The organism is Actinophytocola sp. (assembly GCF_035634895.1).
Lineage (GTDB): Bacteria > Actinomycetota > Actinomycetes > Mycobacteriales > Pseudonocardiaceae > Actinophytocola.
Genome location: NZ_DASQCC010000224.1, coordinates 95,204 through 109,605 on the forward strand (window position 1 = coordinate 95,204; position 14,402 = coordinate 109,605).

Sequence of the window (14,402 nt, forward strand, 5' to 3'; positions counted from 1 at the left end):
TCACATCCGTTCCGGGGCGTCGACGGCGAGCATGGCGAGGCCGTTGGCGAGCAGCCGGCGCGTCGCCGCGCACAGCGCGAGCCGGGCCGTGGTCAGCTCGGTGGGCGCCTCGTCGCCCTTCGGCAGCACCCGGCACTCGTCGGTGTCGTAGAACTTGTGGAACGCGGTGGCCAGCTCCTCCAGGTAACGCGCGACCCGGTGCGGCTCACGCAGCTCGGCCGCCTTGGTGAGGACCTCCGGGTACTGGCCGATCGTGCGGATGAGGTCGCCCTCCCGCGGATGGACCAGCAGGCCGAGGTTGACCTCGCTGTCCCCGGTCGGCATGGCCAGGCCCAGGTCGACGGCGTTGCGCGCGACCGAGGACACCCTGGCGTGCGCGTACCGGACGTAGTGCACCGGGTTCTCGTTGGTGTGGCTGGTCCAGAGATCGAGGTCGATGTCGATCGTGGAGTCCGCCGAGGACCGGCACAGCGCGTACCTGGCCGCGTCCACGCCCACGGCGTCGACGAGGTCGTTCATCGTCACGAGCGTGCCGGCGCGCTTGCTCATCCTGAGCGGCTTGCCGTCCCGTACCAGGTTGACCATCTGCCCGATCAGGACCTCGACGGTGTCCGGGTCGTCCTCGAGCGCCGCGGCCGCTGCCTTGAGCCGGGCGATGTAGCCGTGGTGGTCCGCGCCGAGCATGTAGATGCACAGGTCGAAGCCGCGGGCACGCTTGTCGGCGAAGTAGGCGATGTCACCGGCGACGTACGCGGGCGCGCCGTCGCTCTTGATGACCACGCGGTCCTTGTCGTCGCCGAACTCGGTGGTGCGCAGCCACCACGCGTGGTCGGCGAAGTAGAGGTGGCCCTTCTCCTTGAGCTGCTCGACCAGCTCCGCGACCGCGCCCGAGCGGTGCAGCGAGTCCTCGTGGAAGTACACGTCGAAGTCGGTGCGGAAGTTGTGCAGGTCGGCCTTGATCTCGTCGAACATCAGGTTGACGCCGATCTTGCGGAACACCTCGGCGCGCTCGTCGTCCGGCAGCGAGAGCGCGCTCGGCTCCCGGCGCAGCACCTCCGCGGCGACGTCCGACAGGTAGGTGCCCGCGTAGCCGTCCTCGGGCGGCGGCTCCCCCTTCGCCGCGGCGATCAACGAGTGCACGAACCGGTCGATCTGGGCGCCCGCGTCGTTGAAGTAGTACTCCCGGGTGACCTCGCCGCCCTGCGCGGACAGCACGCGACCCAACGCGTCGCCGACCGCCGCCCAGCGGGTGCCGCCCAGATGCAGCGGGCCGGTCGGGTTGGCGGACACGAACTCCAGGTTGATCTTGCGGCCGGCCATGAGGTCGCCGTGGCCGTAGGACTCACCCTGGGTGAGCACCTGCCGGACGATGTCGCCCTGCGCGTCCGCGGCGATCCGCAGGTTGATGAAACCGGGACCGGCGATCTCCGCGGCCGCGATGCCGTCCCGGGTGCTCAGTGCCTCCGCCAGCCAGCCGGCCAGCTCCCGCGGGGGCACACCGACCTTCTTCGCGACCTGCAGCGCGAGGTTCGTCGCGTAGTCGCCGTGCTCGGGGTTTCTCGGGCGCTCGATGCTCGCGGCCGGGGGCAGGGCGGAGGTGTCCAGGTCTCGGCTGGTCAGCACGTCGACTGCGACGGCGCGGACCAGGTCGGCAAGTGCTGCGGGAGTCACCCCGGGAAGTCTAGGTAGCGGGTGTGCACCCGATAGAGTCGCCTCGGCCATACTGCTGAGGGTCCCTGCCCCACCTGGAGGACGCCATCGAATTCCACGCTGGCCGGCTCGCCGCCTCCCTGCTCCTGCTGGCCGCGCTCGCGGGCTGCACCGTGTCCCGCGGGCAGGACGCCGATGGCGGGTCCAGCACGCCACGGCCCACCTCGACCAGCGGCTCGGCGGAGTTCGCCCCCGGCGAGGACAACGAGGACCCGTCGAAGGACATCGAGGGCGTCGTCGTCACCGACTACACCGGCGCGGTCCACGCCCTGCCCGGCCAGCGGGTCGCGTACACGAAGGCCCCACCGGACGGTGGCCGGCACGACCCGGTCTGGGCCGACTGCGGCGGCGTGGTCTACGCGATGCCGGTCCGCAACGAGCACATGGTGCACGCGCTGGAGCACGGCGCGGTGTGGATCGCGTACAACCCCGACAAGGTCGAGGTGGACGACCTCACGAAGCTGGCCGAGCGGGTCGACGGCGTCCCGTACATGATGCTGTCGCCCTACCCCGCCCTCGACGTGCCGGTCTCGCTGCAGTCCTGGGGCCACCAGCTCAAGCTGACCGACCCGGACGACAGGCGGATCGACCAGTTCATCGAGGCCCTGCGGGAGAACGAGTACACCGCGCCGGAGCCCGGGGCCCGCTGCGACTCCCAGGGCACGGGCTTCGACCCGACCAACCCGCCCCCCTTCGAACCGGGGCCGCCCGGACCCGACGCGGCGCCCGTCGGGCCGTGAACGGCATCCGTTGACGCCTATCTGACATCGGGTCCTTACACTGGGCGGTCGGAGACTCCCTGTAGTGAGACGAGGACCGGCAGCGGCATGGCCAGCGGAACGAAGAGCAAGGGCCCGAGCAACCCCAAGGGCAAGAGCGGCAGCGTCAACAAGGCCCGGCGTTCGGTAGTAGGCACCGCACGCAAGCCTAAACCCTGGGGCATGATCATGGCCGTCGTCGCGGTCGTCGCCCTCGCCGGCGGCGTCATCGGCTACGCGCTCGTCACCGTTCACGACAAGGAGAAGTGGGTCGTCTCCGCGGACAACCAGGACCCGTCGGACAACATCGAGGGCGTCGTCCACAAGAAGTACGAGTCCGCCCAGCACGTCGAGGCCACCCAGCGCGTGGCCTACGACCAGAGCCCGCCCTTCGGCGGCCCGCACGACGGGACCTGGGCCGACTGCAACGGCACGGTCTACCCGAAGGCCGTGCGCACCGAGAACATGGTGCACACGCTGGAGCACGGCGCCGTGTGGATCGCGTACAACCCCGACAAGATCAAGGGCAAGGCGCTCAACACGCTGAAGTCCAAGGTCGAGGGCCAGCCGTACATGGTGATGTCGCCCTACCCCGGGCTCGACAAGCCGATCTCGCTGCAGTCCTGGGGCCACCAGCTGAAGCTCACGAGCGCCGACGACGGGCGCCTCGACGAGTTCATCAAGTCGCTGCGGGAGAACCAGTACCAGAACCCCGAGCCGGGTGGCCGCTGCGACTCCCAGGAAACCGGGTTCGACGTGACCAACCCGCCGCCGTTCGTGAGCGGCAAGCCGGACCCGAAGGACCCGAACACGGTCACGATGGACGGCAAGGGCGCGAAGACCGCCACTGACGAGAACGGCATGCAGTCGGGCACCACCACCCCGCCGGCCACCGGCACGGAGACCCCGCCGGCGACCGGTGCCTCCACGCCGCCCGCCACCGGTGGGTCCACCCCGCCCAGCCAGTGACCGACTCAAGCCGGCGCTCGAACCGCACGGCCGTCATGTTCGCCGCCATGGCGGCGATGTTGCTGGTCGGCGCGGCCGTGGGGATGCTGATCAGCACCGCCACCGGCGCCGGGACGGACGACGCGCCCAGTGCGGAGTCGGTGGACGTCGGGTTCGCGCAGGACATGCGGGTGCACCACCTGCAGGCCGTGACGATGGCCGGCATCGAGCGGGACCGCACGTCGGACCTGACCCTGCGCGGCATCGCGTTCGACATCGAGTCGACTCAGCTGTCACAGGCCAGCGAGATGTCCGGGTGGCTGACGGTCTGGGAGCAGCCGAGCCTGCCCACCGCAGGCGCCGGGTACATGAAGTGGATGAGCGAGGGCGGGACGCACACGCACAGCAACGGCGAGGGCGGCCGGACGACCGGGCCCGTGCAGCGGATGCCCGGCATGGCGTCGACCGACGAGCTGAACAAGCTGCGGAAGCTGTCCGGCGCCGAGCTGGACACCTACTTCCTGCAGCTGATGCTGCGCCACCACGAGGGCGGCAAGGAGATGGCCGAGTATGCGGCGGAGCACGCTGGGAAGGGCTACGTCCGCAACCTGGCGGAGAAGGTCGTCACGAGCCAGACGAACGAGAGCAACCAGATGAAGACGCTCCTGGCCCAGCGCGGCGCGAAGCCCCTGCCCGCGTCCTGAGCTACCAGTGCATCTCCTCGCAGGCGGCGGCCTTGCCGGACTCGACCTGCAGGGTGGCGTGATCCAGCTGGTACTCGGCCGCCAGTAGCCGCTGGGCCGCGGCCAGGATGGCCGACTGGTCGCAGTCCGGGCCGACCGTCAGATGGGCCGACGCGACCTCCATGCCCGACGTCAGGGTCCAGACGTGCACGTCGTGCACCTCTCCGACGCCCGGCAGCCTGCCCAGCGCACCGGTCAGCTCGGCGATGTCGACGCGTTCCGGGGCGTGCTGGAACAGGATGCGCAGCGAGCGTTTGGCCAGGGTCCACGTCCTGGGCAGGACGAACACCCCGATCGCGACACCGATGACCGGGTCCGCGTACCGCCAGCCGAAGAGCAGCGTGACCAGGCCGGACACCAGCACGCCGACCGAGCCGATCATGTCGGCGACGACCTCCAGGTAGGCGCCGCGCAGGTTCAGGCTCTCGGACTGGCCCCTCCGGAGCAGCAGGAACGCGACGACGTTCGCACCGAGGCCGAGCAGCGACACGACCACGACCGGCAGGCCGGGAACGTCCGGCGGCGCGGCGAAACGGGTGATCGCCTCGTACAGGACATAGCCGGCCACGCCGAACAGCAGCACCGCGTTGGCCAGCGCCGCGAGGACCTCGGCGCGGTAGAGGCCGAACGTCCGCCCCGGCTGGCGCCGGGCCCGGCGGGCGGCGAGGATCGCGGCGAGCGCGAGGCCCACGCCAAGGACGTCGGTGACCATGTGGGCGCCGTCGGAAAGCAGGGCCAGCGAGCGGGTCGCCAGGCCCGTGGCGATCTCCACGACCATGAACACCGCGGTGACGGCGAAGGCGGCGGCCAGGCGGCCGACGTGCCGCCCGGAGGCACTGGGCGAAATGCCGTGCCCGTGTCCGTGTCCCATGGCCCGAACATATAGTCACATGCGCATGAGTGCAACAGCTACGAGCAAGGCTCCACCGGCGCTCATGCGCGACGGATGTCACGACCGTGCGCTAGTGTCCCGCGCCGGAAATGCGGTGATCAAGTCGGTGGATCCAGGTTTCTGCTGGCAAGACGCCGGTTCGCCCTCGTACTGGGTCGTACCTGGGCGAACCGGCAACGCCGCCAGCAGGAAGCTGGGCCGCCGAATTAGTTGCCTGATTTCCGGCGCGGGACACTAGCGATCCGGCCAGTGCCACGACGGCTGGTCGAGCAGGCCCTGGCCGTCGAGCACCGTCGTGCTCGACTCCTTCACGAGCGTCAGCACGGTGGCCTTTGTTAGCGCCTCGACCAGGGTCTTCGAGTGGGTGACCACGACGACCTGGCTGCGGGCGGCCGCGTCGGTGACCAGGTGCCCGAGCGGCGCGAGCAGGTCCGGATGCAGGCTGGTCTCCGGCTCGTTCAGCACCAGCAGCTCAGGCGGCCGTGGCGTCAGCAGCGCCGCCACCCAGAGCAGGTACCGCAGCGTCCCGTCGGACAGCTCCGCCGCGTCCAGCGCACGCAACAGGCCGTGCTGGTGGAACCGCAGCCCGAACCGGCCGTCGTGGTTGACGACGTCGATCCGGGAGCCGGGGAAGGCGTCGGCGATCGCGTCGTCCAGTTCGCCGGCGGCGCCGACCTCGCGGATCGTCTGCAGTGCGGCGGGCAGGTCGGCGCCGTCGTGGTCGAGCACGGGTGTGCGGGTGCCGATGCGGGACCGCCGCGCGGGCGCGTCCCGGTCGGTGCGGAACTGGTCGTAGAACCGCCACGACCGGATCCGGTCGCGCAGCAGCAGGATCTCGGGCTCGGCCAGCTCGCTCAGCATCGAGTCGGTGAGCCGGATGTCGGCCGACTCCCACCCGCCGTCGGCGTTACGCGCGCGGACGACGTGCCCGGCACGGTCGGCCACCAGCATCGCCGGCCGCAGCACCGGCCCGTTCCACAGCGCCTCGCGCTTGAACTCCGGATCCAGGTTGAACATCGTCGTGCCGGGCCGCGGCAGGCCGAGATCGAGCGCGTAGCCGTACTCGTCGCCGCCGAAACCCAGCCGCAGCCCGACCGGCCCGGTGCGCACGGTGCCCTGCACCGGCCGGCCCTTCCGCGCGCCATGCTCCGGACCGGCCCACAGCGTCGAGCCGACCCCGCCTTCCCTGGCCAGCGCGGCGATGGCGCCGTTGCGGGACGCGTCCGCCAGCAGCCGCAACGCGCGGTACAGGCTGGACTTGCCCGTGCCGTTCGCCCCTGTCACCACGGTCAGCGGCGACAGGGGCAGCACGAGTTTCCGCAGCGAGCGGTAGTTCTCGACCGCGAGGGTCTGGATCACGCCTCGACTTCGCGCCTGTCGTCGCCCCACATGGTGTGGAAGGTGCCGTCGCGGTCGACCCGCCGGTAGGTGTGCGCGCCGAAGAAGTCCCGCAGGCCCTGGATGAGGGAGGCCGGCAGGCGCTCGGCGCGCAGGCCGTCGTAGTACGCGAGCGACGAGGAGAAGGCGGGCGTCGGGATGCCGGCCTGGGCCGCGTGCGACACGATCCGCCGCCACGACTCCTGACCGTCCGCGACGGCGTCCCGGAAGTACGGCGCGACCAACAGCGACGCGGGCCGCTCGGTGGCGTAGGACTCCTTGATCCGGTCGAGGAACCGGGCGCGGATGATGCAGCCACCGCGCCAGATGGTGGCCATGGCGCCGAGGTCGATGTCCCAGCCGTACTCCGCGCTCGCGGCCGCCATCTGGTCGTAGCCCTGGGCGTAGGCGACGACCTTGGACGCGTACAGCGCCTTGCGCACGTCGTCGACGAACGTGTCACGGTCGACCGGTGCCACCGTGCCCGGCCCCGGCAGTGCCCGCTGGGCCGCGACGCGCTGCTCGGGGTGTGCCGACAGGGCCCGCGCGAAGGTGGCCTCGGCGATGCCCGTCACCGGGACGCCCAGGTCGAGGGCGGTCTGCACGGTCCAGCGGCCGGTGCCCTTCTGCTCGGCCTGGTCGACCACGACGTCCACGAAGGCGTTGCCGGTGGCGGCGTCGACGTGCCCGAGCACCTCGGCGGTGATCTCGATGAGGAACGACTCGAGGTCACCGGAGTTCCACTCGGCGAAGATCTCCGCCAGCTCCTTGGGCGACGCGCCGAGCCCGTCGCGCAGCAGGTCGTACGCCTCGGCGATGAGCTGCATGTCGGCGTACTCGATGCCGTTGTGGACCATCTTGACGAAGTGGCCCGCGCCGTCGGGGCCGACGTGCGTGCAGCACGGGGTGCCGTCGACCTGGGCGGCGATCTTCTCGAACATGGGGCCCAGCGTCGCGTAGGACTCCTTGGAGCCGCCGGGCATGATGCTCGGCCCGAGCAGCGCGCCCTCCTCGCCGCCGGAGACGCCGGCGCCGACGAAGTGCAGGCCGCGCTCACGCAGCTCGGCCTCGCGCCGCCGGGTGTCGGCGAAGTGCGCGTTGCCGCAGTCGATGACGATGTCACCCTCGTCCAGGTGCGGGACGAGCTCCTCGATCACCGCGTCAGTGGGGGCGCCGGCCTTCACCATGATCACGACCCGCCGCGGCCGCTCGAGGGCGACGACGAAGTCCTCAATCGACTCGGTCGGCACGAACACGCCCTCGTCACCGTGCTCCTCGACGAGGGAACGGGTGCGGGCCGAGGTGCGGTTGTGCAGTGCGACGGAGAAGCCGTTGCGCGCGAGGTTACGGGCAAGGTTGCGGCCCATGACCGCCAGCCCGGTGACACCGATCTGTGCCTGATTTGCCATGTGCCCACTCTGCCCGAGGAACGCGCCCGGCGCACTCAGCAGATCCCGCGCCGGTCGGTGAGCTCCTACACTGGTATGACCACCCGGCTTGCCAATGTCGTTGCGCGGACCGACGATTCAGTCCTCGTCGTCCGGCCTGTCCAGCTCGTCGCGGAGGATGTCGTCGATCCGGTGGGAAGCCCGCCGGAGCGATCGCGCGGCGGCGATGACGAGGACGACGAGTACCGCACCGCCGATGGTGATCGTCAGGGCGACCATTGTTCGAGGCCCGTTCCGTTGTGCTGGTTCGGCGACTGGCCCACCCCCAGGCATGGGCATCCTAACTGGGATCGCCGTCGCGACGCACTGATTGGCGTGACGGTCCACACGAGTGAAATGCCCGTGACGTCCCGATCGTTGTAAAGGAGCGTGCAGGAGACGGACGTGGTGGTGATCGGCGCCGGGCAGGCGGGACTGTCGAGCGCGTACTTCCTGAGCCGCGCGAACCTCGACTTCACCGTGCTGGACGCGAACCCGGGTCCCGGCGGCGCGTGGCAGCACCGCTGGCCGACCCTGCGGATGGCGACCGTGCACGGCATCTTCGACCTGCCAGGCATGAGGTTCACCCCACCGTCTCCCGACGAGCCCGCCGCGACGGCCGTGCCGGCGTACTTCGCCGCGTACGAGCGGGAGTTCGGCCTGGACGTACGGCGGCCGACCGAGGTCTCGGCGGTCCGCCCCGGGCCGCGGCTGCTGGTGGACACCTCGGCCGGCACCCTGGCCGCCCGAGCGGTGATCAACGCGACCGGCACGTGGACCCGTCCGTTCTGGCCGCACTACCCGGGCGGCTTCGCCGGACGGCAGCTGCACACGGCCGACTACCAGGGTCCCGCCGAGTTCGCCGGCAAGCGGGTGCTGGTGGTCGGCGGCGGCACGTCCGCGGTCCAGCTGCACCTGGAGATCGCCGAGGTGGCGGAGACGTTCTGGGTGACCCGTCGCCCGCCGGTGTTCCGGACGGAACCGTTCGACCACGAGTACGGCCGCGAGATCATCGCGCGGGTGGACGAGCGTGTCCGCGCCGGACTGCCACCCGAAAGTGTGGTTCGCGCAACGGAGTTGATGCTGACACCCGAGATCGTCGAGGCCCGGCGGAAGGGACTGCTGGCCCGCCGTCCCATGTTCGACCGTCTCGTCGAGACGGGTGTCGCCTGGGCGGACGGCACCACACTGGACGTGGACGTGATCCTGTGGTGCACGGGCTGGCGCGCGGCCCTGGATCACCTGGCGCCACTGGGTTTGCGAGGTCCGGGCGGCGGGATCGTGATGGACGGCACCCGGGTCGTGGCGCAGCCGCGGGTGCACCTGGTGGGGTACGGGCCATCCGCGAGCACGGTGGGCGCGAACCGGGCCGGCCGGACGGCGGTGCGCGAGATCCGGCGGCTGCTCGATGCGGAGCCGGCGGTCGCGTGACAATGGGACCGTGCGAACCTGTCCGTGCGGAACACCGCTCACCTACGACGAATGCTGTGGTCGCGTGCACTCGGGTGCCACATCGGCCCCGACGGCCGAGGCACTGATGCGTTCCCGCTACAGCGCCTTCGCGACCGGCGACGCCGAGTACCTGCTGCGCAGCTGGCATCCCGACACCCGGCCGAGCAGGCTCACGCTCGACCCGGCACAGCGCTGGGAGCGCCTGGAGATCCTGACCACCACCGGCGGCGGGCTGCTGCACCGCGAGGGCACGGTCGAGTTCCGTGCGCACTACCGGCACAGCAGCCACAACGGCGTCCTGTACGAGAACAGCCGCTTCACCCGCGTGGACGGCCACTGGGTGTACCTGGACGGCGACACGACGCGGGGGAGTTAGCGGGCCCGAACGGGGTACCCCGCAGGCATGGCGGCCTCCCTGACGGACGAACGTGTGACGTCGGTACTGCGTACCTTCGTCCGAGCCTGCAACACGGTGCTCCCCAGCCGGCCAGGCGCCGCGGAGGAGCGCGTGCGGTGGTGGCTGGACCGCCCCGGCCGGCTGACGGCACTCGCGGCGTCGGTGACGGGCCTGGCGGGGGCCGTCGGCGACCTGTTGCCGCTACAGGACGCGCTGGGCGCCGCGGGCGAGGGCCTGTTGCTGTGCGCCGTGGCCCAGGCCCACGGCGTGACGGATGTGGACACCAAGGTCCGCCTGCTGGCCGCGGTCCTGTTCGACCGCGAGGTGGCCCCGCCGGCGGAACCCAGCGACCCGGCCGAGCCACCCGCCCGCCGCGTCGGCGTGAAACCGACCGCGAGGTGGCTGTGGCGCCAGGGCAGGCTGTTGATGGCGATGTCGGACGAGCTGGAGAAGCGGCCGAAGGGCCGTTTCTACCACCGAGTGCTGGGGATGCTGCCGATCGTGGGAATGGCAGGCGACTATCTGGGCGAACGCGCGGCACTGCGGCGCACGGCAAGGGCGGGAACCCGCTGGCTGACCGAACATCCGGCGAGCCAACCGGGGTAAACCCCGCACTCCCGGCAATTGCCACGCCTGGGTCCACCCGGGAAATGGAAACCAGCCCTATCGATAAAGCAGCACACTTCGTCTATTTGGTCGAGACGAGCGTCAATCGCGCCACCTCGCTGGCAATTGCCAGTCCCCGGTGCCGCTGACCTGCTGGAAGCCGCTACTACATTTTGATCCCCGGCACAACCGTCGGCGAGAGCGATATCGGCTCGATAACGCCTCTCGTAGGTTACGAACACGCGGAACGCATGTACATCGAACGGCATTAACGTCACCATGATGGCCATGCACAGCAAGCAATTCATCGCCGGCGAGTGGCGTAACGGTTCGATGGACAAGGTACTGGTCGACCAGAACCCGTACGACGGTTCGACCGTCGCGGAGTTCAATATCGCCAGCGTCTCGGACATCGACGACGCGTACCGGGCGGCGGAGCGCGCGAAGCTCGAATGGGATCGGGTGAACCCCTATGCCAAGCGAGCCGTGTTCGAGCGGGCGGTTCGCTATGTGGAAGACCACATGGCGGACATCGCCGAGATCATTATCGATGAGCTCGGCGGCACCCGCTTGAAGGCCGGTTTCGAGATCGGCCTGGTGCTGGACATGCTGAAGGAAGCGGCGACCTTCCCGCTGCGCATGGAGGGCCGCATCCTGCCCTCACCCATCGACGACAAGGAGAACCGGCTGTACCGGGAGCCGGTCGGGGTGGTCGGGGTGATCAGCCCCTTCAACTTCCCGTTCTTCCTCGGCATGAAGTGCGTCGCCCCCGCGATCGCCACGGGCAACGGCGTGGTGCTGAAGCCGCACGAGGACACCCCCATCACCGGCGGCACCCTGTTCGGCGAGATCTTCGAGGCGGCCGGGCTGCCACCCGGCCTGCTGAACGTCGTGGTCACCGAGATCTCCGCGATCGGGGACGCGTTCGTGGAACACCCGGTGCCGAGAGTGATCGCGTTCACCGGCTCGGCCGCCGTGGGCCGGCACGTCGCGTCGGTGGCCGCCCGCAACTTCAAGAAGCCACTCCTGGAACTGGGCGGCAACTCGGCGCTGATCGTGCTCGAGGACGCCGACCTGGACCTCGCGGTGGACGCGGCCGTGTTCTCGCGGTTCACCCACCAGGGCCAAATCTGCATGTCAGCCAACCGGGTGCTCATCCACCGCGGTGTGTACGACGAGTTCGCGGAGCGGTACGTGGCCAAGGCCGCGTCCCTGCCGGTCGGCGACCCACGCGACCCGGAGACGATCGTGGGCCCGCTGATCAACCAGCGGCAGGCCGACACGCTGGCCGCCCAGGTGGAGGAGGGGATCACCGAGGGCGCCCGCGTGATGCTGCGCGGCGAGGTCGACGGCACCCTGTTCCACCCGACCGTGCTGGCCGACGTGACCACGGCGATGTCGGTGTCGCAGCAGGAACTGTTCGGCCCGGTGGTGTGCCTGATGCCGTTCGACACCGAGGACGAGGCGGTCGAGATCGCGAACGACACCCCCTTCGGCCTGAGCGGCGCCGTCCACACGAGGAACCTCGACCACGGCGTCGAACTGGCGAAACGCATCAACACCGGCATGATCCACATCAACGACACGACAATCCACGACGAGCCGATCGTCGCGTTCGGCGGTGACAAGCACTCCGGCTTCGGCCGCCTCAACGGCGAGTGGAGCCTGAACGAGTTCACGACGCTGAAGTGGATCTCGGTCCACCGCGGCCGCCGACAGTTCCCATACTGATTGCCCATGGACGCCCGTGTGCGGTGGATCACCCACCACACACGGGCGTTCATCGACGGTTGGCAAGCCCGTCAACCCACCCGAGCAACGCCCGGGTAGCCCCCGGCGCCAGCCGATTCGCGATGGCCCCAGCCTTGGCCTCAGGGGTAACGGGCACGAACACACGCCCGTCCCGAACAGCCGCGACGATCTCGGCGGCGACCCTGTCCGGCCCGAACCCACGCCGCCGGTACAGCTTGGTCGCCCGCACACGCCGAGGCCGTTCCTCATCCGGCGCCGTCCCGGCAAACCGAGTGGTGGCCGTGATGTTGGTGTGCACAAAACCCGGGCAGACGGCACTGACCCCAATTCCGTCACGAGCAAGCTCACCGGCGAGGCATTGAGCCAACATGAGCACGGCGGCCTTGGTTGTGCTGTAGGCAGGCAGGGATGGGAGTGGAAGAAACCCAGCAGCGGAGGCGGTCACGACAATGTGCCCACCCTCCCCACGCGCGACAAGCGAAGGAACAAACGCGCGAAGGGTGTTGACAACCCCCCAGAGATTGACGTCGATAACACGCCGCCAGTCGCGTTCGGTGGTGTCGAGAAAGGACCCGGCAACACCAACCCCGGCGTTGGCCATGACAAGATCCGGCACCCCGTGTACGGCAAGGATATGATCCGCAAGCCGCTGCATGTCGGTGCCGTCGGCAACGTCAAGCTGAAATGCACTACCGCCGATTTCGACGGCCGTCCGCTCAGCGGAGCCGAAGTCGACATCAACACAAAGCACCTCAACACCCTGCCGAGCGAGGGCGAAGGCGGTGGCCCGCCCAATCCCGCTGCCAGCACCGGTGACGAGGGCGAGCCGCCCACCCATGGGAAGAGAAGAGTCGCCGACCCGAGCCCGCGACAACTCCCGAGAAGCGGGTTCCCCGTCAAGATGATCGATGAACTCAAGGACAAACCGAGCAACATTCGCAGGTTGATGCCGAACAGCCCAGTGCTCACCAACAAGCGGCCGCCGCCAAAGCCGCGCACACCACGGGTCGGCGGAGGAAAGAAGTGCAGAAGTAACAAACGGATCCCGAGTAAGAGCGATCTGCTGAACAGGAACGGAAACCCGCCGAGCCTCAGGCCGCTGCCCCACCATATTGGCCCGATAAAGCTCAACCCCATTCCGAGCATCTCGGTACAGGGCTTGGAATTTGCGCAAAAGCAAGGGAACCCGCCAAACAAGCTCAGGCAGAACCGGCACCTGAAACGCCCCAATATACCAGGAACGAAACAGTTGTCGAACAACGTCCCGCCGCCGCGCATGCGTCATCCAGTCCCCGATCTGCCCAAGATCAGGCCCAGAGATCGAGGTAAAAGAAACAAAAAGCTCAGGATAAGCAGCCACGGCGGCCCAAGCCTGAATAGACCCCCAGTCATGACCAACAAGATGCACCGCCCGCCCCCCAAGACTCCTCACGACGGCCACAAGGTCTTCCACCAGCGCAGGGACCCGATACCCCTCCCGACCATCGGGGGCGGAGGACTCCCCACACCCTCGCACGTCGTACCGCACAACCCGGAACCGTCGCCGAAGCACCCGAACAACCCCATCCCAAACGGACGCGTTGTCCGGATACCCGTGAACAAGCAGCACAGGAGCCCCGTCACCAGGCCCATCGTCGTAAACCGCCAGCCGCACCCCACCCACGTCCACCCACCGTCGACCCATAACCCCACGGTAGCCGTCAGCCCCCAAACCGCATGCGCTAAGCTCACAGCCACACGAGCCCACGTAGCTCAGGGGATAGAGCACTGCCCTCCGGAGGCAGGTGTCGCAGGTTCAAATCCTGCCGTGGGCGCCCCTCCTGATCTGGTCAAACGCCATCTGTCAGCGATCTTGAAAGGATCGCGTGACATGGTTCATGACATGGACCGGGGTTACTCTCGATCTATGGGGGGAAGACGATCGGGGGATCGGGCGCCTTCGCGTCCACACACACAGGAAGCGCAGACTCGCGCGAGGCCCAGGGGAAGCATCGACACGCTGCCCAGCGGCTCGCTGCGGGTGCGTGTCTACGCCGGCAAGGACGTCCTGACCGGCAAGGAGTACTACGTCGGCGAGGTCATCAAGCCCGGACCGCACGCCCAGGACCTGGCCGAGGACGCGAAACGGCGCTGGACGGAGGACGTCCAGGCCGGACGCCACGTCAGGACCACCGCCTCGTTGGTGCAGATCATCGAAGAGCACCTCACGCACGCCGAACTCGAGGAGAGCAGCAAGGACTCCTACCGCGCCAATCTGCGCAAGCACATCGCACCGCAGTTCCGGTCAGGGCCAGCGGCAGAGGTCACCACGCACACGATCGAGAGGTTCAAGGCCGAACT

General features: G+C 69.1%; 12 protein-coding genes, 1 tRNA gene and 2 pseudogenes. 9 read left to right on the top strand and 6 right to left on the bottom strand.

All coding sequences use genetic code 11. The features are described 5' to 3' along the window. A complete protein-coding gene (gene argS / locus VET29_RS34865) occupies positions 1-1,671 on the bottom strand; it encodes an arginine--tRNA ligase (protein ID WP_324928811.1) in 1,671 nt (556 codons plus the stop codon). Positions 1,672-1,886: 215 nt separating this feature from the next. Between argS and VET29_RS34870 the strand changes: the two are divergent. From VET29_RS34870 to VET29_RS34880, 3 genes and pseudogenes are all read left to right on the top strand, one after another. Then, positions 1,887-2,450: pseudogene (locus VET29_RS34870) on the top strand (DUF3105 domain-containing protein); the annotation flags it as partial. 87 nt (positions 2,451-2,537) lie between these two features. Then, complete coding sequence (locus tag VET29_RS34875; protein WP_324928813.1) at positions 2,538-3,437, top strand: DUF3105 domain-containing protein; 900 nt, start codon at positions 2,538-2,540, stop codon at positions 3,435-3,437. Between the two features lie 47 nt (positions 3,438-3,484). Then, entirely contained in the window at positions 3,485-4,120 is a 636-nt protein-coding gene (locus VET29_RS34880; RefSeq protein ID WP_324928815.1) for a DUF305 domain-containing protein, read from the top strand. A gap of 1 nt (position 4,121) precedes the next feature. On the opposite strand, the gene VET29_RS34885 is transcribed toward VET29_RS34880, so the two are convergent. The 4 genes from VET29_RS34885 to VET29_RS34900 form a co-directional block, all read right to left on the bottom strand. Then, the gene (locus tag VET29_RS34885; RefSeq protein ID WP_324928818.1) at positions 4,122-5,030 is read right to left on the bottom strand and encodes a cation diffusion facilitator family transporter; all 909 of its coding nucleotides are present in this window, start codon (positions 5,028-5,030) and stop codon (positions 4,122-4,124) included. A 255-nt stretch (positions 5,031-5,285) separates the two neighbouring features. After that, complete coding sequence (locus tag VET29_RS34890) at positions 5,286-6,410, bottom strand: AAA family ATPase (protein ID WP_324928820.1); 1,125 nt, start codon at positions 6,408-6,410, stop codon at positions 5,286-5,288. Beyond that, complete coding sequence (gene gndA / locus VET29_RS34895; RefSeq protein ID WP_324928822.1) at positions 6,407-7,837, bottom strand: NADP-dependent phosphogluconate dehydrogenase; 1,431 nt, start codon at positions 7,835-7,837, stop codon at positions 6,407-6,409. Before gndA ends, VET29_RS34890 begins: the two co-directional genes overlap by 4 nt. Positions 7,838-7,954: 117 nt before the next feature. Next, positions 7,955-8,095, bottom strand: a complete 141-nt coding sequence (locus VET29_RS34900; RefSeq protein ID WP_324928824.1) for a hypothetical protein — start codon at positions 8,093-8,095, stop codon at positions 7,955-7,957. Positions 8,096-8,245: 150 nt separating this feature from the next. On the opposite strand from VET29_RS34900, the gene VET29_RS34905 reads away from it, so the two are divergent. The 4 genes from VET29_RS34905 to VET29_RS34920 all read left to right on the top strand — a co-directional run bounded on the left by VET29_RS34905 (position 8,246) and on the right by VET29_RS34920 (position 12,041). After that, positions 8,246-9,286, top strand: coding sequence for an NAD(P)/FAD-dependent oxidoreductase (locus VET29_RS34905; protein ID WP_324928826.1), 1,041 nt, complete (start codon positions 8,246-8,248; stop codon positions 9,284-9,286). After that, on the top strand, positions 9,264-9,683 hold the full coding sequence (locus VET29_RS34910) for a YchJ family protein (RefSeq protein WP_324928828.1): 420 nt from the start codon (positions 9,264-9,266) through the stop codon (positions 9,681-9,683). The genes VET29_RS34905 and VET29_RS34910 overlap by 23 nt, the downstream gene beginning before the upstream one ends. A 27-nt stretch (positions 9,684-9,710) precedes the next feature. Next, a complete protein-coding gene (locus VET29_RS34915) occupies positions 9,711-10,310 on the top strand; it encodes a hypothetical protein (RefSeq protein ID WP_324928831.1) in 600 nt (199 codons plus the stop codon). 288 nt (positions 10,311-10,598) lie between these two features. After that, the gene (locus VET29_RS34920) at positions 10,599-12,041 is read left to right on the top strand and encodes an aldehyde dehydrogenase family protein (RefSeq protein ID WP_324928833.1); all 1,443 of its coding nucleotides are present in this window, start codon (positions 10,599-10,601) and stop codon (positions 12,039-12,041) included. Positions 12,042-12,090: 49 nt separating this feature from the next. Here VET29_RS34920 and VET29_RS34925 read toward each other — a convergent pair whose 3' ends face one another. Next, positions 12,091-13,746 carry an SDR family oxidoreductase gene (locus tag VET29_RS34925; protein ID WP_324928836.1) on the bottom strand — a complete coding sequence of 552 codons (1,656 nt, stop codon included), beginning with the start codon at positions 13,744-13,746 and terminating at the stop codon, positions 12,091-12,093. A gap of 57 nt (positions 13,747-13,803) precedes the next feature. Here VET29_RS34925 and VET29_RS34930 point away from each other — a divergent pair. Together VET29_RS34930 and VET29_RS34935 are read left to right on the top strand one after the other, a co-directional pair. After that, positions 13,804-13,876 (top strand) — tRNA-Arg (locus VET29_RS34930). A 92-nt stretch (positions 13,877-13,968) separates the two neighbouring features. Continuing rightward, positions 13,969-14,402: pseudogene (locus VET29_RS34935) on the top strand (hypothetical protein); the annotation flags it as partial.